15 protein-coding genes are annotated in these 22,347 nt (G+C 66.6%); 8 read left to right on the top strand and 7 right to left on the bottom strand.

Features of this window, described 5'->3' with window-relative positions; translation table 11 throughout:
* Positions 1 to 2: 2 nt before the first annotated feature.
* Positions 3 to 1,178, bottom strand: coding sequence for a GTPase HflX (hflX, locus tag Q1L59_RS16180; protein WP_300334194.1), 1,176 nt, complete (start codon positions 1,176 to 1,178; stop codon positions 3 to 5).
* A gap of 119 nt (positions 1,179 to 1,297) precedes the next feature.
* Positions 1,298 to 1,537 carry an RNA chaperone Hfq gene (hfq, locus tag Q1L59_RS16175; protein ID WP_300334191.1) on the bottom strand — a complete coding sequence of 80 codons (240 nt, stop codon included), beginning with the start codon at positions 1,535 to 1,537 and terminating at the stop codon, positions 1,298 to 1,300.
* A gap of 121 nt (positions 1,538 to 1,658) precedes the next feature.
* Between hfq and recC the strand changes: the two genes are divergently transcribed.
* From recC to Q1L59_RS16155, 4 genes are read left to right on the top strand one after another with little or no spacing between them, the layout of a single operon-like run.
* The gene (gene recC / locus Q1L59_RS16170; RefSeq protein WP_366145669.1) at positions 1,659 to 5,123 is read left to right on the top strand and encodes an exodeoxyribonuclease V subunit gamma; all 3,465 of its coding nucleotides are present in this window, start codon (positions 1,659 to 1,661) and stop codon (positions 5,121 to 5,123) included.
* The gene (gene recB / locus Q1L59_RS16165) at positions 5,120 to 8,854 is read left to right on the top strand and encodes an exodeoxyribonuclease V subunit beta (RefSeq protein WP_300334189.1); all 3,735 of its coding nucleotides are present in this window, start codon (positions 5,120 to 5,122) and stop codon (positions 8,852 to 8,854) included. The genes recC and recB overlap by 4 nt, the downstream gene beginning before the upstream one ends.
* The gene (gene recD / locus Q1L59_RS16160; protein ID WP_300334187.1) at positions 8,851 to 10,731 is read left to right on the top strand and encodes an exodeoxyribonuclease V subunit alpha; all 1,881 of its coding nucleotides are present in this window, start codon (positions 8,851 to 8,853) and stop codon (positions 10,729 to 10,731) included. Before recB ends, recD begins: the two co-directional genes overlap by 4 nt.
* A gap of 37 nt (positions 10,732 to 10,768) precedes the next feature.
* The gene (locus Q1L59_RS16155) at positions 10,769 to 10,936 is read left to right on the top strand and encodes a hypothetical protein (RefSeq protein ID WP_300334185.1); all 168 of its coding nucleotides are present in this window, start codon (positions 10,769 to 10,771) and stop codon (positions 10,934 to 10,936) included.
* Between the two features lie 45 nt (positions 10,937 to 10,981).
* Here the strand turns inward: Q1L59_RS16155 and Q1L59_RS16150 are convergent, their stop codons facing one another.
* From Q1L59_RS16150 to cyaY, 3 genes are all read right to left on the bottom strand, one after another.
* Positions 10,982 to 11,548 (bottom strand): response regulator transcription factor, encoded by a 567-nt coding sequence (locus tag Q1L59_RS16150; RefSeq protein ID WP_300334184.1) that lies wholly within the window; start codon positions 11,546 to 11,548, stop codon positions 10,982 to 10,984.
* Positions 11,541 to 12,968 carry an ATP-binding protein gene (locus Q1L59_RS16145; RefSeq protein WP_300334182.1) on the bottom strand — a complete coding sequence of 476 codons (1,428 nt, stop codon included), beginning with the start codon at positions 12,966 to 12,968 and terminating at the stop codon, positions 11,541 to 11,543. Before Q1L59_RS16145 ends, Q1L59_RS16150 begins: the two co-directional genes overlap by 8 nt.
* Before the next feature lie 147 nt (positions 12,969 to 13,115).
* The gene (gene cyaY, locus Q1L59_RS16140; protein ID WP_300334180.1) at positions 13,116 to 13,406 is read right to left on the bottom strand and encodes an iron donor protein CyaY; all 291 of its coding nucleotides are present in this window, start codon (positions 13,404 to 13,406) and stop codon (positions 13,116 to 13,118) included.
* Between the two features lie 48 nt (positions 13,407 to 13,454).
* On the opposite strand from cyaY, the gene Q1L59_RS16135 reads away from it, so the two are divergent.
* On the top strand, positions 13,455 to 13,643 hold the full coding sequence (locus Q1L59_RS16135; protein WP_300334178.1) for a lipoprotein: 189 nt from the start codon (positions 13,455 to 13,457) through the stop codon (positions 13,641 to 13,643).
* Positions 13,640 to 14,884, top strand: coding sequence for a diaminopimelate decarboxylase (lysA, locus tag Q1L59_RS16130; RefSeq protein ID WP_300334176.1), 1,245 nt, complete (start codon positions 13,640 to 13,642; stop codon positions 14,882 to 14,884). The genes Q1L59_RS16135 and lysA overlap by 4 nt, the downstream gene beginning before the upstream one ends.
* 60 nt (positions 14,885 to 14,944) lie before the next feature.
* Here lysA and gpmI read toward each other — a convergent pair whose 3' ends face one another.
* The gene (gpmI, locus tag Q1L59_RS16125; RefSeq protein ID WP_300334173.1) at positions 14,945 to 16,585 is read right to left on the bottom strand and encodes a 2,3-bisphosphoglycerate-independent phosphoglycerate mutase; all 1,641 of its coding nucleotides are present in this window, start codon (positions 16,583 to 16,585) and stop codon (positions 14,945 to 14,947) included.
* A gap of 253 nt (positions 16,586 to 16,838) precedes the next feature.
* On the opposite strand from gpmI, the gene Q1L59_RS16120 reads away from it, so the two are divergent.
* Positions 16,839 to 18,302, top strand: a complete 1,464-nt coding sequence (locus tag Q1L59_RS16120) for a carbohydrate porin (RefSeq protein WP_300334170.1) — start codon at positions 16,839 to 16,841, stop codon at positions 18,300 to 18,302.
* 43 nt (positions 18,303 to 18,345) lie between these two features.
* Here Q1L59_RS16120 and Q1L59_RS16115 read toward each other — a convergent pair whose 3' ends face one another.
* Positions 18,346 to 19,293 carry a hypothetical protein gene (locus Q1L59_RS16115; RefSeq protein WP_300334167.1) on the bottom strand — a complete coding sequence of 316 codons (948 nt, stop codon included), beginning with the start codon at positions 19,291 to 19,293 and terminating at the stop codon, positions 18,346 to 18,348.
* A gap of 327 nt (positions 19,294 to 19,620) precedes the next feature.
* On the opposite strand from Q1L59_RS16115, the gene Q1L59_RS16110 reads away from it, so the two are divergent.
* Complete coding sequence (locus tag Q1L59_RS16110) at positions 19,621 to 22,302, top strand: HAD-IC family P-type ATPase (RefSeq protein ID WP_300334213.1); 2,682 nt, start codon at positions 19,621 to 19,623, stop codon at positions 22,300 to 22,302.
* Positions 22,303 to 22,347: the final 45 nt, after the last annotated feature.

The following is a 22,347-nucleotide window of genomic DNA, read 5'->3' as shown; positions in this document are numbered from 1 at the left end:
AATCATGCGGACCAATCCCGATCGGAAAGCACATCGATACCCGGCGGCGCCGGGCTGCCTTGCAGCGCGTCGCCGGGGCTACATCCTTTCTTGGCCAAGGCCACTTCGGCCAAAGCCGCGCGCAGCAAAGGCAGACCCTCGCCGCAACGTGCGCTGACGCGAATCCGGCGGATTTTACCATACTCGTCGCGTTCGACCGCCGGCGGCAGCCCGGTCAGATCCAGCTTGTTGAAGACGATCATTTGGGGAACACGGTCGGCGCCGATCTCGGCCAGCACCTGGTTGACGTCGGCCATCTGCTCGTCGCGCGCCGAGCTTGCGGAATCGACGACGTGCAGCAGCAGATCGGCTTCCGCGGTCGCTTCCAATGTGGCGTGAAAGGCTGCGACGAGCGAGTGCGGCAGGTCGCGAATGAAGCCGACGGTATCCGACAACACGATGTGCCCGGCCTCCTGCAGCCAGAGCTTGCGCGTCGTTGTATCGAGCGTGGCGAACAACTGATCGGCGGCAAACACTTTGGCGTGCGTCAGGGCGTTGAACAAGGTCGACTTACCCGCATTGGTATAGCCGACCAGCGAGACGTTGAGCAGCTTGCCGCGACCGCGCGCCTTGCGTTGCACACCGCGCTGCCTTTCGAGCCGGGCCAGCCGCTCCTTCAGAACGCCGACCCGAATACCGAGCAGACGGCGATCGGTCTCGAGCTGTGTCTCACCCGGACCGCGCAAACCGATACCGCCTTTCTGCCGCTCCAGGTGAGTCCACCCACGCACCAGCCGGGTTGCCAGATGTTCAAGCTGGGCCAGTTCAACCTGCAGCTTGCCTTCCGCGCTCTGCGCACGCTGCGCGAAGATGTCAAGAATGAGACTGGTCCGATCGACCACCCGACACCCCAGAGCACGCTCCAGATTACGCTCCTGGCCAGCGCTCAGCTCGTGGTTGAAGATGACCAGATCGGCTTCGTGCGCGGCAATCTCGGCAGCGATTTCCTGCACTTTGCCCTTGCCGGCAAAGGTTGCCGCATCCGGGCTGTCGCGCCGCCCGAGAACGACCGTACAAACCGCAGCGCCCGCGGAGCGCGCCAGCAGACGCACTTCCGCAAGCTGCTCGCTCTGTTCCTCGCCGGTGAAGTCAAGTTGAACAATGACCGCCCGCTCCCCGCTGGGCATGCGTTCAGACATCCTGGCGCGCGCCTGCGCACCGCGCATTGGCGCAGCGCGGTGCGCACTTCGGACGGACAGCGACCTTCACGTCGCTCAGCGGCATGGTCGCAACAGGAGACAGGAAACGCCGAAACCCCTCACGCGTCGTTGTCGGAATCCTGCGCAATCGTGATCGGGCGCGCGGGTACAACAGTCGAGATGGCGTGCTTGTACACCATCTGGGTGACAGTATTCTTGAGCAGGACCACATACTGATCGAAGGATTCGACCTGGCCCTGGAGCTTGATCCCATTCACCAGGTAGATCGACACCGGAACGCGCTCCCGCCGCAGTGTGTTGAGAAACGGGTCTTGTAAGAGTTGCCCTTTGTTGGTCATCCGTCAAACTCCATCCACGGTTATGTTATAGGTTGTTGGTTGCAGATTTCAGATTATAGGTTTTCCTGGGATCCAGGCCAGCCAGCATAATTGATTTCGCCTCCTTTGACCACAGCGAAACGTGGCATGCTACACCCTGCCCGGCGTCGACCGGTCGCTTTTCCCACTTGCCCTCGCGCTGCCGGCGGCCGAGCGACGGCTTGGCCCGAATGTGATAATCCTCGCCGACCATCCAGACCCACCCCCGATGCTGCGCCTGATGCTTTCCAACCGCTTCGAGATTCTCCTCGCCAGCCTGCTCGATCGCCTGGCGAGCGAACGCTGCGCGCCGCTCGAGGCACAGCAGGTCATCATTCCGAGCAGCGCGCTGCGGCGCCGAGTTGAACTGGCTTGCGCCGACCACCTGGGAATCGGTGCGAACCTCAAATTCTCCTACCTCGGCGAGTGGGTGTGGCTGCAGATCTCGCGGCTGATCGAAATCGACGGCGAATCCCCTTTCACGCCGCCAGCGCTTGCCTGGCGAATCTACGAGGTGTTCGGCGATACGGCATTCGTCGCCCGGCACGCGCGCCTGGCGGCCTACCTGCACGATGCCGACCCGCTGATGCGCTTCGAGCTTGCCCAGCGCGTGGCGCAACTGATCGAGGCCTACGTCACCTATCGCCCAGCATGGCTGGCTGCCTGGTCGGCCGGGCAGCGCGCCGGCTTGCCGGCAACAGCGCACGCCTCGGCCGACGACGAAGCGTGGCAGGCGGCGCTCTGGCGCCGCTTGGCGGGCGAACTGGGAACGTCGCCTGAACACCCGGCGGCCACATTCTTTCGCGAGATCGAGCGGCGCGGAGCGGCTGCCACTGGCCTCGCCGGCCTGCCGACGAGCGCCAGCCTTTTCTGCCTGCATACGCTGCCGCCACTCTATCTCGACATCCTGCAGCGGCTCGCGCGCTGGGTCGACCTCAAGCTCTTCGTGCTCAATCCTTGCCGCGAATACTGGTTCGAGATTGTCGACCGCAAACGTCTGGGCTACCTCGCGCAGCAGGGCCGGCTGGCCTATCACGAAAGCGGCAACGCCTTGCTCGCCGCCTGGGGCGGGCAGACGCAGGCGCATGTCGATCTGCTGCTCGGCGACGCGGCGGCGATCGTCGAGGAAGATAGCGTTTTTCTGCCCGCGGCGAGCAATTGCCTGCTGGCGCAGTTGCAGAACGCGATCCTCGAGCTGCGCGAGTTGGAACCCGGCAGCATCGCCCTGGCCGCCGACGATCGCAGCCTGGAGATACACGTCTGCCACTCGCTGACGCGCCAACTGGAGGTGCTGCACGACCAGTTGCTGGCGCTTTTCGCTGCGCCTGACCCACCAGCGCTCGATCAGATCCTGGTCGCCGTTCCCGATCTGTCGGCAGCAGCGCCGCTGATCGACGCGGTCTTCGGAACGGTGCCGATCAATCGCCGGATCCCGTATGCCATCACCGGCCTGCCGGCAAGGCGCAGCAATCCGCTGGCGCGCGTGCTCGACGACCTGCTTGCCCTCTGTGCCAGCCGCTTCACCGCCAGTTCGGTCTTCGCGCTGCTCCTTCAGCCAGCAGTCGCTGCGCGCTTCGCGCTGACCAGCGACGACCTCGAGCTGATCCGCGGCTGGATGCGCGAGACGCGCATGCGCTGGGGTCTGGACGGCCGTGAACGCTGCCAGCTTCAGTTGCCGGATGGCGACCAGCACAGCTTTGCCGACGGTATGCACCGCCTGTTTCTCGCCTATGCTCTGGGTGATCAACCGCAAGCCAGCCGCATCGTCGTCGGCGGACGTATCGCTGCGGGCAATCCGGAAGGTAGCGACGCGCTCACGCTCGGCCGCTGGTGGCGTTTTCTCGACGCGCTCGCCGCCCAGCGCGACGAATGGGCACGCGCCATGGATGCCGACGGCTGGCAGCAATCGCTCAGCCGGGCGCTGATGCGCTTCGCGCTGCCTGACGACGAACAGATCGAGGATCTGCGCGCAGTGCAGGCGGCGATCGCCACTTTGCACGGCAACATGTCGCGCGGTGACACGCACACGCCAGTGCCGCTGCGAGTCATTCACCAGGCCCTGCAACAGCTCTTTGACGATCACGGCCGAGGCGGCGTACCCAGCGGCGTGCTCAGCTTCAGCTCCCTTGCCAGCTTGCGTGCGCTGCCCTACCGCATCGTCTGCCTGCTCGGTCTGGACGACGGTGTTTTCCCGAGCAACACTCGGCCGCTCGAGTTCGACCTGATCGCCCTGCGACCGGCGCGCGGCGACCGACAGGCGCGCATCGACGAGCGCAATCTGTTCCTCGACCTCGTTCTCGCCGCCGGCGAGCGTCTCTACCTGAGCTACAGCGGCCGTAGCGTGCGCGACAACAGCGTGCTGCCACCGTCGGTACTGCTTGCCGAGCTGCGCGATTACGTCGCCCTTGCCTGCGCCGACAACCCGGACGATGCCGACAGTCGGCACGCGGCCAGACGGCGGCTGACCGTCGAGCACCCACTGCAGGCCTTCTCGCCGGCTTACTTCCGGATCGACGCCGACCCGCGCCGACGCAGCTTCAACGCCGACTACTGCCAAGCCCTCGCCCAGACACGCACTGCGCGCGCTACCACCAGCGGCGTGCCACCCGCCAGCGACGACGAGTCGCCGGAAGCCAGCGCCGACCAAGCCGGCGCACCTTTCTTCACTCGCGCGCTCGATCCGCCGCCAGCGGAATGGCGTCAGGTCAGCCTCGACCAGTTGCTCCGTTTCTTCCACAACCCCTGCCGAACGCTGCTCGTACAGCGGCTGAACATCGCGCTGGCTGCGGCCGAGGATGAACTGCCCGACGAGGAACCCTTTTTGTCCGACTACGCCGCGCGCCAGGCGCTGGCCGGACGCATTCTGCCGGCGGCGCTCGCCGGCAGCCCGGCCGACGAACTGCTGCGCCTGGCGCTGGCCGGCAACGAGTTCCCGGCCGGACCACTCGGCGAACGGATGCTGGATGAGGAGGTCGCCCGGCTGAGCAGCTTCGCTGAGCAACTGCGCGCGCGCCTGACAGCGGCACCGCTCCCGCCAATGCAGACACTTCTCAACTTCCGCATCAGCGACGAAGACTGGCAGCTTTCCGGCGCGTTCGGCGACCTGCGGCCAGCCGGGCTGGTGCGTTACCGCTACGACGATCGACGCGCGAGCGATTATCTCGCCGCCTGGATCAATCATCTCTTCCTCTGCGCGGCAGCACCCGACGCGGTCAGCGCGAGCACCTACTGGCACGCACGCGACGGCTCGTTTCACCTGCGCCCCTGCCTGCCCGACCGCGCTCGTGCGCACCTGCGCGATTTGCTGGCGCTCTACCGGCGCGGGCTGGTCGAACCCCTGCATTTCTTCCCGAAAAGCGCCTGGGCCTACGTCAGCGCGAAGAACGGCGACGCGGCGGCACGCCAGCGCTGGTTCACCACCGCCGCTGCGCCCTGGGGCGAGCAGGACGATGCGGCCTACCGCCTGGCGCTCAGGGGCCTGGCCGACCCGCTCGACGCTGATTTCATCGAGCACGCCAGCCGCATCTTTGGTGTGCTGCGCGAGCACCTCGAAGAGGAAGCGCAGTGATCGCTCCACACCCACCGGACAGCCCAGCGGCTGTCGAACTCGATGTCCTGAGCTGCCCGCTCGACGGCATCCGCCTGATCGAGGCCTCGGCCGGTACGGGCAAGACCTGGGCCATCTGCAGCCTTTACCTGCGCCTGCTGCTCGAGCGTCAGCTCGCGCTCAGCCGAATTCTGGTGGTGACCTTCACCAACGCGGCGGCCGCCGAATTGCGCGAGCGGATACGCAACCGTCTGGCAGAAATGATTCATCTCGTCCGCCCGGGCGCGACGACCGCCGATCCCTTTGCCGAACGCCTGCTTGCCAGAGCCGCAACGACCACCGGTGCTGATCGGGCAAGCCTGGCGTTATGCCTGAGCAACGCGCTGCACAGCTTCGACGAAGCAGCGGTGTTCACCATTCACGGCTTTTGCCAGCGCGTGCTCGCCGAGACGCCGTTTGCCGCCCGCCTGCCGTTCAGCCTCGAACTGCTGCACGACGACCGGGCGCTCCATCTGCAGGCAGTGCAGGATTTCTGGCGCCGGCATGTCGCCGGCCAGCAAACCTCGCCCATCCTCGCTCGCTTCCTCGCCCGTCGCCAGGATTCGCCCGAGGTCTGGGCCAGCCTGCTCGCGCGGCAGACGGCCAAGCCCCGCTCGCGCGTCATCTGGCCGGTTGGACCTGGCGCCGCGAGGCCGGACGATGGCGCACTGCAGGCCGCCTTCGCGCAGGCGCGACGAAGCTGGACGAGCGGCGGCGTCAGCGCAGAAGCTGCCTTGCTCGAGGGAATCGGCGCGCTCAATGCCAACTCGTACAAGGCCGAGACAGTGGCCAGTGCGGCGCGCGCCTGGCAGGCGTGGCTAGCGAACGGCGACGCGCTCGCTGCCCCAGCCGACGAGGCTGCCAGGTTGTCGCTGTTCGACGCCGATGTCATCGGCACGCGCACCAAGAAGAACCAGTCGCCGCCCGCACATCCCTTTTTCGTTGCCGCACGCGAATTGCTGGCCGCGTACGGCGCGCTGACGCAGACGCTGGAACTTGCCCGCCTCGGCCTGCTGCGGCGCATGTTCGATGAAGCCGGCAGCTCGCTGCGCCAGGAGAAGCTGCGCCAACGTTTGCTCTCCTTCGACGACCTGCTGCAGCATGTCGATGGCGCATTGGGCGCGGGCGAGAATGCGTGGCTGCGCGAGTCGCTGCGCACGCGCTATCCAGTTGCCCTGATCGACGAGTTTCAGGACACCGACCCGCAGCAGTACTCGATCTTCCGCAGCATATACGGCGCTGGCGAAACACAGCCGTCCGGCTCGCTCTTTCTTGTCGGCGACCCGAAGCAGGCGATCTACAGCTTTCGCAACGCCGACCTGCCGACCTACCTGGCCGCCCGGCGACACGCCGGAACGCCATTCACGCTGCGCAGTAACCAGCGTTCGACCCCTGCGCTGCTCGCCGCGTACAACGCCCTGTTTGCCGCCAACCCGCGCTGTTTCATCCTGCCCGGACTGAGCTACCCGCCGGTCAGCGCGGGGGAAAAGCCGCGCCCGCTGCTGCTCGACCTGAGTGATCCGACGCCGGCGCCATTGCGCATCTGGCTGCTCGCCGACGAGGGCGGTCAGCCACCGATGCGCGCCGACGCCGTCCACCGTGTCCTGGCGGCGACCGCCTACGAAGTCGCCCGTCTGCTCAACGAGGCGCGCGCCGGGCGCATCACGCTCGATCAACGACCGCTCAGCGCCGGTGACATCGCGCTCATCGTGCGCAGCCATGCGCAAGGCCGCCAGTTGCGCGAAGCCCTCCGCCGCCTGGGAATCGGTAGCGTCGAATTGTCGCAGCAGAATATTTTCCACACCAGCGACGCCGAAGATCTCGAACGCGTCCTGCACGCCGTCCTCGAGCCCAGTCGACCGTCGCTGCTGATGGCGGCGCTCGCCACCTGTCTGCTCGGCCATGACGCAGCCGCGATTGCCGCGCTCGGCAGCGACCAGGCCGGCTTGCTGCAGCGCATGGTCCGCTTCACCGACTACCGCGAACTCTGGTTGCGCCGCGGCGTCGGCGTCTTGCTGCGCCGCTGGCTGGAAGACGAAGGCGTCGCCCGCCGCGTCCTCGCACTCAGCGACGGCGAAAGGCGTCTGACCAACGTTCTGCACTTGAGCGAACTGCTGCACCAGGCCGAGCTCGAGCAGGGTGCCCCGGATGCCCTATTGCGCTGGTTCGCCGGCCGGCGACGCAGCGACGGCGCGGACGAGGTCGCTCAGTTGCGTCTTGAATCGGACCAGGATCTGGTCCAGATCGTCACCGTGCACAAGGCGAAAGGGCTTGAATACAGCGTTGTTTTCTGCCCTTTCCTGTGGTCCGGACAGAGCAACGCAGCGGACCGGCTGGAAGGCTGCGAGTACCACGACGACGAAGACCGGCCAGTGATCGATTTCCGGCCGGAGCTCGCGCCTGCCGAAGCCGAGAGCATCCGGCAGCGCCGCCGGGCGGCGCGCGACGCGGAGTCGATGCGCCAGATCTACGTCGCTCTGACGCGTGCGGTCCATCGCTGTTATCTCGTCGCCGGCTGCTATTCGACGCTCGCCTTCGGTCGCCCGTCGCTCACCGCAGGCAACCGCAGCGTGCTCAACTGGCTGGTCGCCGGTGCAGGCATGGAATACGCGCAGTGGCTCGAGCATCGACTGACCGCCGAACAGATCAACCAGGCCTGGCGCGCACTGGCCGCTGATGGAGCGCCGCTTGCCCTCGCCCCGCTGCCCCTCGACGCCGTTGCGCTGGCGCCATCGACCAGCGGCGCCGAGGCGCTCGGCGTCGCTGCCGCACCCGGCCCGATCACCGGCGGCTGGCGGATCGACAGCTTTACCAGCCTGCAACACGCGCGCGACCATGAAGCTGCCGCGATCGACCACGATGGCCGCACGACCGGCGAGCCCACCGCCGCCGAATGGCGAGGCGCACCGCCCAGCATCCCGCGCGAGCTGGCGAGCGACGACATTCTTCGCTTTCCGCGCGGCGCGGCTGCCGGCGACTGCCTGCATCAACTCTTCGAGCGGGTCGATTTTGCCGATGCGCGGCAGTGGCCGGACGCCATTGCGCAGACGCTCGCTGCCCACCCGCAAGTGCTCGCCGACCTGCCCGCCGAGCAGTCGCCCGACCATCTGCCGCGCATGCTGCAGCGCCTGCTGGCCGACGTGCTGACGACGCCGCTCGCCAACGGAATCATCCTCTCCCGAATCGGACGTGCGCACCGTCTCGCCGAGATGGGCTTCACCCTGCCCGCCGCTCCGCTCGCCGCACAAACGCTCAACCACTGGCTGCAAACACGCGCCTACCCAGTGCCGCGGCTGGACTTCATTCCGCTCGCCGGCTACCTGAGGGGCTACATCGATCTGATTTTTCAGTACGACGGCCGCTTTCACATCGTAGACTGGAAGTCGAACCACCTGGGCTACGAAGCTTCGGACTACGCACAGGACAGGCTGGCGCTGGCCATGGCCGAACACGGCTACCACTTGCAATACCTCCTCTACACCGTCGCCGTGCAGCGCTACCTGCGTCAACGAATCGCTGACTACGACTACCAGCGTCACTTCGGCAGCGTGCATTACCTTTTCGTCCGCGGCGTTCGCCCGCAATGGCAAACCGCCGACAACACCGGGGACAGCGCCGGCACCTGTGGAGTTTACAGTCATCGCCCAACGCTGGCGTGCATCGAATCGCTCGATGCGCTACTGCTCGGCGACGGATCGGGAAGGGCACGATGAACGCAAGCACCGCGCGCAACCCGGACAGCGCGAGTGGCAGCGAACTGGCCGAGGGCTTCGCCCGCCACCTCGTTGCCTGGGCCCGCAGCGCCTGCGCGCCGGACTCGTCGCTCGCGCCGCTCGCTGCGGCCGGCCGCCTGGTGAGTCTGGCAACGCAGGCCGGGCACGTCTGCGCGCAGGTCGCCGACCTCCTCACCGCCTTCCCGGACAGGACGGCGGAAGAGTTGCGCGCGTTGCTGCAGGCGAGCCGGATGGTCGCGGTCGCCGGCACGGCGCAATGCTTGCCGCTGGTCATCGACGATGGCGGGCGCATCTACCTGCAGCGCTATTTCCACTATGAACGGGAACTGGCAGCCGCCCTCGACCGACGTGCCCGACACGCCATGGAGCGCCCCGGCAGCGCTTTCCGCACCCAGTTGGAGCACTGTTTCGCCCGCCGCAGCGCGCTGGCCGGCGACCCGGCGAACTGGCAGAAGCTCGCCGTCGCGCTCGCCGCGCGCGCGCGCCTGACGATCATCAGCGGTGGGCCGGGAACCGGCAAGACGACGACTGCCGTCGCGCTGCTCGCCTGCCTGCTCGCCGAGAACCCGCGTCTACGCGTCGCCCTCGCCGCGCCCACCGGCAAGGCGGCGGCCCGCCTGCTCGACGCTTTGCGCCGGCGCGCCGTCGATCTGCCCGCCCAGATCCAGGCGCTGCTCCCCGACGAGGCGCATACGCTGCACCGCCTGCTCGGCGCCAGCCGCCAGGCAGGCGTCTTCCGCTACCACGCCGACAACCCGCTGCCGATCGACCTGCTGGTCGTCGACGAGGCATCGATGCTCGACCTTGCGCTGGCCTATCGACTGTGCGCCGCGCTGCCTGTGCCGGCGCGCCTGATCCTGCTCGGCGACAAGGATCAACTGGCGGCGGTCGAAGCCGGCTCGGTCTTCGCCGAGATCTCGGCCGACCCGACGCTCAGCGCCGAGTGTATCGACGACCTCGCAAGGCTCAGCGCAACGCCACGCGAGCAGATCCAACCCGCGCCAGCGGCCGAGCGCAGCGGCTTGCGTGACTGCGTCGTCTGGCTGACTGAGAGCCATCGCTTCGCCGCCAGCTCGGGCATCGGCCAGCTTGCTGCACTGGTCAGACAGGGCGCCGGTGCTGCGCTCTGCGCGTGGCTCGCGGCGGGCGAGGAGCGTACGATCGATTGGCTGTCCGGCGACGACGCCCGGCGGCCGCTCGGCGAAGTCATTCTGACCGCCTACCAGCCCTACTTTGCCGCGCTCAGCACCTACCTGAGCGGCGCCCAGGAGCTAGCCGAGGTCTTTGCTGCCTTCGAGCGCTTCCGCGTCCTCTGTGCGCTACGCGAAACAGCGCGCGGCGTCGCGGCGATCAATCAATTCGTCAGTCGCCATCTGCGCGCCCGCTTGCCGGATGCGGTCGCGCACCGCGCCGCGCACGCACCCTGGTACCCGGGGCGGGCGGTGATGATCCAGCGCAATGACCACCTGCTCAAGTTGTTCAATGGCGACATCGGCATCTGTCTGCCCGACGCTGGCGGCGAACTGATGGCCTGGTTCCCCGAGCCATCCGGCGGCTGGCGACCGCTGCCACCGCTCCGCCTGCCCGCGCACGAGGACGCCTTTGCGCTGACGATCCACAAGTCGCAGGGTTCCGAATTCGCCTCGGTGCTCCTGCTCCTGCCCGAGCAATCGAGCCGTGTACTGACGCGCGAACTGGTCTACACTGGGATTACGCGAGCGGCGCAACAGCTCACCATCGTCGGCAGTCGTGAAGTGCTGAGCGCAGCCTGCGCCAACCGTAGCGAGCGCCACTCCGGCCTCGTCGCCCGCTTGCATGAGCTGAGCGACGAACGGCCGGCACCCAACCAGCGCTAGACCTCAATCAAGGATCGGAATCGATCAGGAGAAGACGATGGAATCCGCAGTTGCCAGCGGTATCGACTGGGGTGCGGCGGCGCTTTTCATGCTCATCGGCCTCGCTCTGCTCTGGGGATTCGTCTTTTTCCTGCGGCAGAACCGCAAGGATTACGAAAGCCTGCAGCAGACGCTCGCCAGCGAGGAAGACGAAGCCAACGAGTGAGCCGGGCGGGCGCTGGCCATGCCCAGCGCGAGCGCGGCCGCCTGCCTATTCCCTCACCGGGCGTTTGCCCAGCTTGCGCTGCAAGGTGCGGCGATGCATTTTCAGCGCCCGGGCAGTCGCCGACACATTCCCCTGGTGCTCCTTCAGGACGCGCTGGATGTGTTCCCACTCGAGACGATCGACAGATAGCGGCGAGCCGGCAACCGGGATCGTCGAATCGCCTTCGCTGCCCTTGTTGAGCGCGGCGACAAGCTCGTCGGCGTCGCACGGCTTGGCGAGATAATGCACCGCGCCCAGCTTGATCGCCTCGATCGCGGTCGCGATGCTGGCGTAGCCGGTCAGCATCACAATGCGCGTGCTGGGATCGAGCTCGATCAGCTTCTCGATCAGGCAGAGCCCCGAATCTCCCGGCATTTTCAGATCGACCACGGCGTACTCGGGCGCCTGCGCCTGCGCCAGAGAAAGCGCCGAAGCGACATCCGCCGCGGGTGAGACGGCATAGCCGCGTCTTTCCAGCGCACGCGCCAGGACGCGCCGGAAGACTTCGTCGTCGTCGACCAGGAGCAGCGTCGGCCGCTCGTCGTCGACCATCCTGCCCGCTCGCTCAGGCATGTCCGACATGTGCACCGGCCGTCAGGCGCTGCAGCGGCAGGCTGATCCGGGTACACGCGCCACCCAGCGAATCGCCGCGGTTGAACAACTCGACCTTGCCGCCGAAGCGCTCGATCGTCGCATTGGCCAGGAAAAGCCCCAGACCAAGACCGCCCGGTCTGTCCTCGGCGAGCGTCTTGCTGCTGGCAAAAGCCCGGCCAAAGCGCTTGGCCATGTCTTCCGGCAGCCCCGGGCCGCGATCGAGGATGTCGATGCGGCAGCACGCTGCATCCCAGGTGACGGCGACGACGACCGCCGGTTCGCTCGGCCGCTCGCCATCGGCACGGCTGCCAGCGGCGCCGGTGACCGATGCGCTGCTCGCATCCGCCGCATTGTCGAGCAGATTGAGAATCGCCTGTTCGAGCGTTCGCTCGCCAGCGACCCACGGCGCTGGCTGTTCTCCCAACAGATCGAGTCGCCAGCGTACCTGTGGCCGGATCACCTGCCATTCGTCGAGCAGGCGGCGGACGAACGCATCCAGACGCAGCGGCTGTCGACTTTCTGCACGCTCGTGCCCGGTCGAGGCGAGGATCTGCGAAATCGTCTGCTTGCAGCGGTACACCTGCTCGCGCAGGAGCAACAGATCGGCGCGCAGTTCGCCATCGGCATGCGCCAGTTCGAGTTCGCGAATGATCACCGCCATCGTCGCCAGCGGCGTCCCGAGCTGATGCGCCGCACCAGCGGCGAGCGTGCCGAGCGCCAGCACCTGCTCGTTGCGCAGCGCATCCTCACGCGCCGCCGCCAGCTCGCGCTCGCGCGCTTCAAGCGCTGCCGCCATGCGGGTTAGAAAGAAAGCCACGACGGCAAGGCTGATGACGAAATTCAGCCACATGCCGAGAACGTGCAGGGCGAAACCGCTGCTGTGTCCGAGGTGCTCGCCGACGCCGCCGGCAGCCCGCGCAAACAGCGCGTCGAGTTGCGCCAGGTCGCCCTGCGGCGCGGGCAAAGGCAGCTTCCAGAACATCAGGAAGGTGTAGGCAAACAGGGTCAGACCGGCCATCGCCCAGGCGTAGGCGGCCGGCAGCATCACCGCCGCCAGCATCGGCGGGAGCAGGAAGAGCGAAACAAAGGGATTCGCCGAACCGCCGGCAAAGTAGAGGAGCAGCGCGAGAACCGCGACATCAAGCACGAGCTGCGCCAGCACCTCGCCATGGCGTACCGCGCCGCCTTTCTCCAGCCGCCAACGGGTAAGCAGATTCGCCAACGCGAGCAAGGCAATGCTCGCGGTCATCGGGACGACGGCCAAGGGTATCCTGAGCCAGCCGACGGCAATCATGAGCACCGCGCACTGCGCGACGATTTCGACGCGGCGCAGCGCGAGCAGTCTCGCCAGCGGGTTGACGCTGCCCGGCATTAAGGCAAAAAGCTGCTCCCGGCTCACTCGACGCGTGCTCCTGAACCGCCCATTCGGCGGCTAAAAAGAAGCGTGATTCTACGCCGCACGTGCTCCCTTGGCCGCGCCTGCGGCGATCGGTCGCATACCTGGCGCCCGCCCGCTCGTGCTCAGACGCGCACTGCGGGCTTCACACTACCCGGCGAGCAGCGCCGATACGGTGCTCAGCAGTTCGCGCGCGCTACGCGTATCCAGCCACGCGCTGCCGTCCCAGCGAAAGTGAAAACCACCACTGCGCGCTGCCACCCAAATCTCCTGCGCTGCGGCGTGGCGATTGACGATAAGCTTGCCACCGTCGTCGAGCACGATTTCGAGCACCCCGTCGCCCACCCGTGCGAAATCGACATCCGGTTGGCTGGCGGCGAGATCATCCTCGATCTGTTGCAACGCGGCATCGGCGCGTGCGGCGAATTCCCTGTCATCCATCCTGTGCTACCATCCCTCGCTCACCCTATCCCGACCATGTACAGAACCGTGTACCCACCCTCCGCCAGACTTCTCGCAGCGACCTTGCTCGCCATCCTGGCCGTCGCCGGCTGCGGCAACAAGGGCCCGCTGAAAATGCCGCCAACGACCAGGCCAGCGGCCAGTGGCGAAGCGCCGCGCACCGGTGCGGCAGCCAGCACGCCGGATACTAACACGCTACCCGGTTCGGCCCGATGAGCGCCTTCGCCTACCGTGACGGCGGCTTGCACGGCGAAGCGGTGTCGCTGGCCGACGTGGCGGCCGAGTTCGGCACGCCGTGCTGGGTCTACTCGCGTGCCGCGCTGGAGTCCGCCCTGGCCGAATTCCATGCCGCACTGCAGGGCGTCGACGCGCTCGTCTGCTACGCGGTCAAGGCCAACTCCAATCTCGCCGTGCTCGATGTGCTGGCGCGCCGCGCCGCCGGTTTCGACATCGTCTCGGGCGGCGAGTTGCAGCGCGTCCTGGCCGTCGGTGCCCGACCTGACCGGATCGTCTTCTCCGGCGTCGGCAAGACTTCAGCCGAAATGGCCGCGGCGCTGACCGCCGGCATCCTCTGTTTCAACGTCGAATCGGCCGCTGAACTCGAGCGCCTCGACGCCGTCGCCGGGCGCCTGGGCAAGACGGCGCCGGTCAGCCTGCGCGTCAACCCGGACGTCGACGCACGCACCCATCCGTATATCTCGACCGGCTTGAAGGAGAACAAGTTTGGCGTTGCCTACGCCGAGGCGCGCCAGCTTTATCGTCAGGCCGACCGCCTGGCGAACGTTTCCGTGCACGGCATCGACTGCCATATCGGCTCGCAGTTGCTCGATCCCGCACCGTTTGCCGAAGCGCTCGACAAAATCCTGCTGCTCGTCGACCAACTGGCAACCGACGGCATTGCGCTGCAACATGTCGATCTGGGCGGCGGGCTCGGCATTCGCTATCGCGACGAAAGCGAACCCGCGATTGCCGACTACCTGCAACCGCTGCTCGCCCGCCTGGCCGGACGAAAACTGCGCATTCTGCTCGAACCCGGGCGCCGCCTGGTGGGCAACGCCGGCCTGCTGCTGACCCGCGTCGAGTACCTGAAGCCGGGTCCAGCGAAGAACTTCGCCATCGTCGACGCGGCGATGAACGATCTCGCCCGGCCGGCGCTCTACGGCTCCTGGCACGACATCATTCCGGTGACGCCGCGCGCCGGCGCAACGACGACTTGGGAAATCGTCGGACCGGTGTGCGAATCCGGCGATTTCCTCGGTCGTCAACGGGCGCTTGCCCTCGCCCCCGGCGACCTGCTGGCGGTCATGTCGGCCGGCGCCTACGGCATGGCGATGAGTTCCAACTACAACAGCCGCCCACGCGCGGCCGAGGTCATGCTCGACGGAGCGCAGGCGCACCTCGTTCGCCGCCGCGAGACGATCAGCGAACTCTACGCGGGCGAACAACGCCTACCCTGAGGCAACCGGCTTCGACGCGGCGCGCCCCCGGTCTGGCGGACGAGGGGCGGTTCTTGGACGCTAGCGGACGAGCAGCAGGCTGTCGTCCCACTTGGCGTGTTTCTCGAAACCCAGCAGATTGGCCATCGTCGCCGCAAGGTTCGACAGACCGGCGGTCGCCGTCTGCTGCAGGGCCAGCTTGCCGCCGCTGACGTTATCGTAGAGGATCAGCGGCACCGGATTGAGCGTATGCGAGGTCTTCGCCTTGAACGAGCCGTCGGGGTTCTTCGCTGGCTGCCTGGTCTTCTTGTCGATCTCGTACATCTCGTCGGCGTTGCCATGGTCGGCGGTGATCAGCGCCACGCCACCGAGCGCATCGATCACCGGCAGGATGCGCGCCAGTTGCAGGTCGACCGCTTCGATCGCCATCGTTGCCGCACGAAAGCTGCCCGTATGGCCAACCATGTCGCCATTGGCAAAATTGCACCGCAGCGTCCGGTATTCGCCGCTGCGTAGCGCGTCGATCATCGCGTCGGCGATTTCGGCCGCCTTCATCCACGGCCGCTGTTCGAACGGAACGACGTCGCTCGGCACTTCGTGGTAGGTCTCGCCGGCAAACTTGTTCGACCGATTGCCGTTCCAGAAGTAAGTCACGTGACCAAACTTCTGCGTTTCCGAGCAGGCGAACTGCGTGATGCCGGCTTTCGCAAACCATTCGCCCATCGTATCCATGATCGCCGGCGGATCGACCAGGAAACGCTTCGGCAATTTGAGATCGCCGTCGTACTGCAGCATGCCGGCGTAGGTCACCTGCGGCACGCGAACGCGGTCGAACTTGTCGAAACCCGCTTCTTCGAAAGCGCGCGTGATTTCGATCGAGCGGTCGCCGCGGAAGTTGAAGAAAACCACCGAGTCGCCGTCTTCGATCGTACCGACCGGCTGGCCGTTCTCGCCAATCACGAAGGGTGGCAGATCCTGATCGATCGTCCCGGGAAACCTGGCGCGCAGCGCCTCGATTGCCGCCGAGGCGCTGGCGTACTGTTCACCGCGGCCGAGGACGTGCGTCTGCCAGCCTCTGTCGACCATCGTCCAGTTGGCCTCGTAGCGATCCATCGTGATGTTCATGCGGCCGCCACCGGAAGCGATGCGGGCCGAGAAATCGGCGCTGCTGATCTGCGCCAGAAAAGCTTCGAAAGGCAGGACGTAGTCGAGCGCACTGGTCTCCGGAACATCGCGCCCGTCGAGCAGAATGTGCACCCGCACCGTCCGCACCCCCTCTTCCCGGGCGCGCTCGACGAGCGCGCGCAGATGGTCGAGATGGCTATGGACGTTGCCGTCGGAGAACAGACCTATGAAATGGATCGTGCTGCGCGCCGCCTTGGCGCCGGCGACAACCTCGCGCCAGGCGGCCCCCTGCCAGATCGAACCGGTGGCAATCGCGTCGGCGACCAGCGCGGCGCCCTGGCTATACACCTGCCCGGCCCCGATCGCGTTATGACCCACCTCCGAGTTGCCCATGTCCTCGTCGGACGGCATGCCCACGGCAGTACCATGCGCGCGCAGCGTAATGTTTGAATAGGTGGCGAAAAGGCGATCGAGCGTCGGCTTGCGGGCGGCAGCGATGGCGCTGCCGACATCGGACTTGGCGATCCCGTAACCGTCCATGACGATCGTCACGAGGGGGCCCTGAATCCCAGGGAAAGAGGCGAACTTCTGCAGCATGATAGGCTTCCCGGCGAAGTGAGGAGGAGAGAACAAAGGCCGCTGAGTGCGGAAACCACTAGGCTTGGGCGCAGTATACCCGGAAGCGGCAGACAAGGCTGCCCAGCCCTTCGGTCGACTCGACCCGCCCGTGCTGGCTGGCAGGCGGCCGCGCCGGCGCTCACGCCAGGCACGGCCCTGCGGCAACGCCGAGTGCTTGTGCGCCAGAGGGGAATCGGATAAAAAGGGACGACCAGTCGAGACGAGGAAATCAATGAACGCAATCAGGATCAACCAGACCATCGGCAAGCTCGGGTCAATCGCCTGCCTGGTCTACACGCTGCTGTCGCTACCTCTATCCGGGCTTGCCGCGGCGGCGGACGGTCGGACGGCATCGGCGGGCACCGCGAGCGACGAAGCAAGCACCGCGCCGAGCGACGAACCGGCGGGAGCCGGCGACGAGCCCACCGATCGCCTGCGCCATCTGGAGATGGCCGACACGCCGACCGAATGGCGCGAGACTACCTTGACCGGCGACTGGCAGGGTCGCCGGCAACGCCTGGCGGAAGCCGGCATCAAGATCGACCTGTCCTACACCGGCGACTGGCTGCGCAACACCAGCGGCGGTCTGCGGCGGGGCAGCGCCTATCTCGGCCACGTCGACCTGGTGCTGCGACTCGACGCCGAGAAACTCGTCGGCTGGCCGGGTGGCGCGGCTTATTTGCAGGTGATCGACAACAGCGGTGGCCCGTTCAATGGACGTTACGCCGGCAGCCTGATGGGCAGCGACAACATCGAAGCCCCGCTGAACCGGACTGGCGTCTTCCGCGCCTGGTGGCAACAATCCTTCCTTGACGATCGTGCTTCCTTGCGGCTTGGCCTATACCCGGTAGACACCGAGTTCTACGTCACTGACGCTTCGGGAATCTTTCTCCATCCGTCGTTCGGCATAGCGGCCGAAGCGGGCGATTTCGGCACGCGCTCTGGACCGCCAATCTACCCGACGAGTTCCTATGGTGCGCGTCTTCGCTTCGAGCCCGACCCCACCTGGTACGCGATGGTGGCGTTGGCGCAAGCAGTACCGAGCGAGCGTATCGGGCAGGTCGGGCCGCACATCACCTGGCAGCAAGGCTCGGGCAGCCTGCTCATCGCCGAACTGGGCTTCAGCCCGACCAAGGCCGGCCTGCTCGCTGATCAGCCGGCCGTCCCGGCCGAAAAGAACGACGACTTTGCGCCGATCAGCAAGCTGGCTGTCGGCGCGTGGCGATTCAACCCACGCTTCGCGCAGATCGCTGCCGTCAGCGAAGCGGGCGAAGCGCTTACCGCGCGCCATTGGGGCGCCTACCTCCTTGCCGAGCAGACGCTTTATCGTGTACCCGGAGAAAACCGCGATGTCGCCGTGTTTTTCCGCTACGGCATTGCCGACGGCCGGACGAACAACCTCGACTACTCGCTCAGCTTCGGCCTCAGCCTGCGGGGACCTTTCGCCGGCCGGGACAACGACACTTTTGGCATCGCCCTTACCCGCGCACACGTCGGAGCGCAAGGCAGAAGCGCCCTGGCCAGCGCCCTTGGCGCGTCGCTCTCGGCAGAATCGGAAAGCGTGCTGGAGATTGCCTACCGGGCGCAGGCCGCCCCGGGCGTCGTCCTGCAGCCATTGTTCCAGCGTATTCTGAACCCGGGTCTGAACCTGCCGCACGCCAGCATCGCGGGCGTCCGTCTACAGCTCGCTTTCTGAGTCAGCGCGGACGTGGCCGGGCGGTTGCGCGACGGGCGGCCAGTTACTGGGCGATCGGCCGCCCTGCTTCGGCCGGTAGGCGGACGCTGCGCCCAGGCGTATGACGGCGCTCATGACGCCGGCTGGAAGCCGACCGCCGCTGCTGGCGCCGCTCGCTTGCGCTGAAGCGGCGAGCAACCAGCCAGGCAATCTTGCCGGCCAGCAGCAAAGCGAAGACGACCCAGAACAAGGGATACTCGATCGCGTCCCGTACCATGCCGATCAACTGGCCGATCAGGCCAATTCCGCCGCTCGCCTGGACCGAAGCCGACGAGGCCGTGCTCGCCGCCATCGATGATCTCTGCCGGGCCAAGTCATTGCTCCGCTCAGTCGCGAGCAGCGTATTGCCATCGTGACCAAGGGCCACCCCGTCGTCGTTCCTGGTCAAGTGCAGCTCTTCGATGCCGGCCAACGAAAAGCTGACCTGGCCAGCGCGCTCGGTTCGTCGCATGTCGAGCGCATCGGCGACCGCTTCGACCATCCAGCGCTCGACCTCGCGCGCCGTCTGCACGACTGGCTCCTCGGCCTCGACCGCCAACACCTGGCCCGGCGCGTCGCCGGATGGAAGCACGCGTTCGCGCCCGGCCATCGCCGCCGAGGGAAACGACCGCCGCTCCGTCTCGAATTTGCCTGAGCGTGCGGACACGGCGTCGGTCGGCGACCCAGACCAGCGATCCGCCGGCGCACCTCCACCCGCGGGGAAGGGATTGGGCAAGGCCAGCGCCCGCCCGCCAAAAGCCAAGCCAAGCTCGGGAAGCTCGGCAGCGAACCCGGTGGCATCCACCTCGCTACCGACGAGAACCGGCTCGTCGTCGTCGCCAAGATCAAACACGACGTGGTCCGTGACATTCCAACCGTCGCCGGTAATCGGTGTCGCCAGTGAACTACCCGCGACGACCAGCGTCTGGATGAACACCAGCCATAACAGACGTGCCCGTCGCGTCGTCATCATGCAGATCATTCCAAGTTATCGCCACTAGCTAAAGCAAGTCTCGCACCATAGGCACACCATATCATTAAAGCAAGCCCCTGCGCCAAGAAAAGCGAACCTGCAGCACACCCGCTGTAAAGTTTGCCGACAGGTTTTCCACGCCAAGCGGTTTGCGGCTCAGCCCGGGCTGGACTACGATAGCCGAATCTGTTGTCGGACAGCGTGCCCCACGATGATCGAAATGACGCATGCTCGCGCAACCCCTCGCGCAATCCGCGCCTTGCCCACGCAGGCGCAGGGAGGTGACCGGCGTTGAACGCACGGCGCGCCGCTCGTCCGGGTCGTGCGATGCGCGACGAACCGCCCCGGGTTGCCTGGCACTTTCTTGCTGCCGAGGAAGTGGCCCTGCGCCTGGAGGCGAGTTGCGCCGACGGCTTGGGCGAAGCCGAAGTCATCGGGCGACGCGCGGTCCACGGCGAAAACCGGATCTCCCCACGTGCTCGAAAGGGGCCGCTGCGCCGTTTTTCCCTGCAGTTCGTCCAGCCACTGGTCGTCGTTCTGCTCCTCGCCGCCGTGGTCACCGCACTGCTCGGCGAATGGGTCGACGCCGGCGTGATCTTCGGCGTCACCCTGATCAATGCCATCATCGGTTTCATTCAGGAAGGTCGGGCGGAGAATGCGCTGGCCGCGCTCAGCCTGGCGGTGACCAGCGAGGTCACCGTGCTGCGCGCGGGCGGCAAGCAACGCCTGCCGTCGACCGAGCTCGTTCCCGGTGACATCGTTCTTCTGGCCGCCGGCGACAAGGTTCCCGCCGACCTGCGCCTGTTCCGCAGCAAGGACCTGCAGGCGATCGAGTCGGCGCTGACCGGCGAATCGGCCGCGGTCAGCAAGCATGGCGCTGCTTTGCCCGAAGACACGCTGCTCGCCGATCGCTGCAACATGGCTTACGCGGGAACCGTCATGATCAGCGGCCAGGGTGCAGGACTCGTCGTGGCCACCGGCGACCGCACCGAAACCGGACGCATCTCGCGCCTGATCGCCGAAGCGCCCGACTTGACGACGCCGCTGACGCGCAAGATGGCCGGTTTCAGCAACTGGCTGTTGATCGCGATCAGCCTGCTCGCCCTGCTCACCTTTGCCGTCGGCCTGCTGCGCGGCGAAGCGGCGTTCGAAATGTTCATGGCTGCCGTCGCGCTGGCGGTTGGCGCCATTCCGGAAGGTCTGCCGGCGGCGATGACCATCACCCTGGCGATCGGCGTCTCGCGCATGGCTCGCCGGCGGGCAATCATCCGCAAGCTGCCGGCAGTCGAAACGCTGGGCAGCACGACGGTGATCTGCTCGGACAAGACCGGCACGCTGACCGAGAATCAGATGACGGTACGCGAGATTCATGCCGGCGGCGTGCAGACGATGGTCAGCGGCAACGGCTACGCGCCGAACGGCAAGCTGGGCGACGGACAGGAAATCAGCGGTGCCTTGCGCGAATGCCTGCTCGCCGGCGTCCTCTGCAACGATGCGGCGCTGCGGCGCAGCAACCGCCACTGGGAGATCGTCGGCGATCCGACCGAAGGAGCCCTGCTGGTCACCGCGCGCAAGGCCGGGCTCGACGAGCGGACCTTGGCCACGATGTTTCCCCGCCTCGACGAGATTCCTTTCGATTCGGCGCGCCAATATATGGCGACGCTGCACGAGATTGAAGGAACGCGCATCGCCTACTTCAAGGGCGCGCTCGAACAGTTGTTGCCGCGTTCAGTGAGCATGCTCGACGCGGACGGCACGGTCGTCGCGCTGCGCCGTGCCGAAATCGACGGCGCGGCGCGCAATATGGCGGCGCAAGGCTTGCGTGTGCTCGCCGTCGCGCGTCTGTTTGGCGCCGAGGCGACGACACTGGACGCTGCCAGCGCGGCTGGCGGCCTGCAGTTCGTCGGTCTGTTCGGCATGATCGATCCGCCTCGTGCGAAGGCGATCAGCGCGGTTCGCGCTTGTCATGCAGCGGGAATCGCAGTCAAGATGATCACCGGCGACCACGCGGTCACTGCGTTGTCGATTGCCCGCCATCTGGGCATCGCGCAGGCCGGCGACAGCGCGCTGACCGGGCGCGAACTGGCGGCGCTCGACGACGACGCTCTGCGCACCGTGGTCAGGAGCACCGCGGTCTTCGCGCGCGTCGAACCCGAGCAGAAGCTGCGTCTGGTCCGTGCGCTGCAGGCAAACGGCGAGATCGTCGCGATGACCGGCGACGGCGTCAACGACGCCCCGGCCCTGAAACAGGCCGACATCGGCATCGCCATGGGCCAGGCGGGGACCGAAGTGGCCAAGGACGCCGCCGACATGGTCCTCACCGACGATGACTTTGCCAGCATCGAGGCGGCGATCGAGGAGGGACGCGGCGTTTTCGACAATCTGGTCAAGTTCATCACCTGGACCTTGCCGACCAACTTCGGCGAGGGTCTGGTGATCGTTGCCGCGGTCCTCGCCGGCGCGACGCTGCCGATCACGCCGCTGCAAATCCTCTGGATCAACATGACGACGGCAGTCTTCCTCGGCCTGATGCTGGCGTTCGAGCCGATCGAGCACAGCGTCATGCACCGCCCGCCGCGCCCACCCGGCCAGCCCATCCTCGACCCGGCTCTGGTCTGGCGCATCGTTCTGGTCAGCGTGCTGCTCCTCGCCGGATCGTTCGGACTTTTCCTGCGTGAACTCGAGCAGGGAAACTCGCTCGCCGAAGCCCGCACGGTCGCCGTCAACGTCTTCGTCGTCGTCGAAGCCATGTATCTGTTCAATTGCCGATCGCTGACGCGTTCGGCCTGGCGGATCGGCGTCTTCTCCAACCCGGCGATCTGGTACGGCGTTCTCGTCATGGCACTCCTGCAAGGACTCCTGACCTACCTTCCGCTGATGAACCGGCTCTTCGCTACCGCCCCGATTGGCGTCAACGAATGGCTCGAGATCGCCGCCGTCGGCATCGTCGCCTTCGTCGTCGTCGGACTCGAAAAGCGCTGGCGCACGCGCCGTCGAGTTGGCGCCTGAGCGGCCGATCCTGTTACAGTCCGCCCTGACCGCGCCTTGACCGTC

The sequence above is a fragment of the Accumulibacter sp. genome (assembly GCF_029255125.1).
Lineage (GTDB): Bacteria > Pseudomonadota > Gammaproteobacteria > Burkholderiales > Rhodocyclaceae > Accumulibacter.
Note: the sequence above shows the minus strand (reverse complement) of the source record. Positions and strands in the feature narration are given on the sequence as shown.

Bases quoted from the DNA above. Each gene is read 5' to 3' on its own strand.
- hflX (WP_300334194.1), bottom strand. From the start codon at position 1,178: ATGTCTGAACGCATGCCCAGCGGGGAGCGGGCGGTCATTGTTCAACTT.
- Q1L59_RS16150 (WP_300334184.1), bottom strand. From the start codon at position 11,548: ATGCCTGAGCGAGCGGGCAGGATGGTCGACGACGAGCGGCCGACGCTG.
- cyaY (WP_300334180.1), bottom strand. From the start codon at position 13,406: ATGGATGACAGGGAATTCGCCGCACGCGCCGATGCCGCGTTGCAACAG.
- gpmI (WP_300334173.1), bottom strand. From the start codon at position 16,585: ATGCTGCAGAAGTTCGCCTCTTTCCCTGGGATTCAGGGCCCCCTCGTG.
- Q1L59_RS16120 (WP_300334170.1), top strand. From the start codon at position 16,839: ATGAACGCAATCAGGATCAACCAGACCATCGGCAAGCTCGGGTCAATC.
- lysA (WP_300334176.1), top strand. From the start codon at position 13,640: ATGAGCGCCTTCGCCTACCGTGACGGCGGCTTGCACGGCGAAGCGGTG.
- hfq (WP_300334191.1), bottom strand. From the start codon at position 1,537: ATGACCAACAAAGGGCAACTCTTACAAGACCCGTTTCTCAACACACTG.
- recD (WP_300334187.1), top strand. From the start codon at position 8,851: ATGAACGCAAGCACCGCGCGCAACCCGGACAGCGCGAGTGGCAGCGAA.
- Q1L59_RS16155 (WP_300334185.1), top strand. From the start codon at position 10,769: ATGGAATCCGCAGTTGCCAGCGGTATCGACTGGGGTGCGGCGGCGCTT.
- Q1L59_RS16115 (WP_300334167.1), bottom strand. From the start codon at position 19,293: ATGATGACGACGCGACGGGCACGTCTGTTATGGCTGGTGTTCATCCAG.
- Q1L59_RS16110 (WP_300334213.1), top strand. From the start codon at position 19,621: ATGCGCGACGAACCGCCCCGGGTTGCCTGGCACTTTCTTGCTGCCGAG.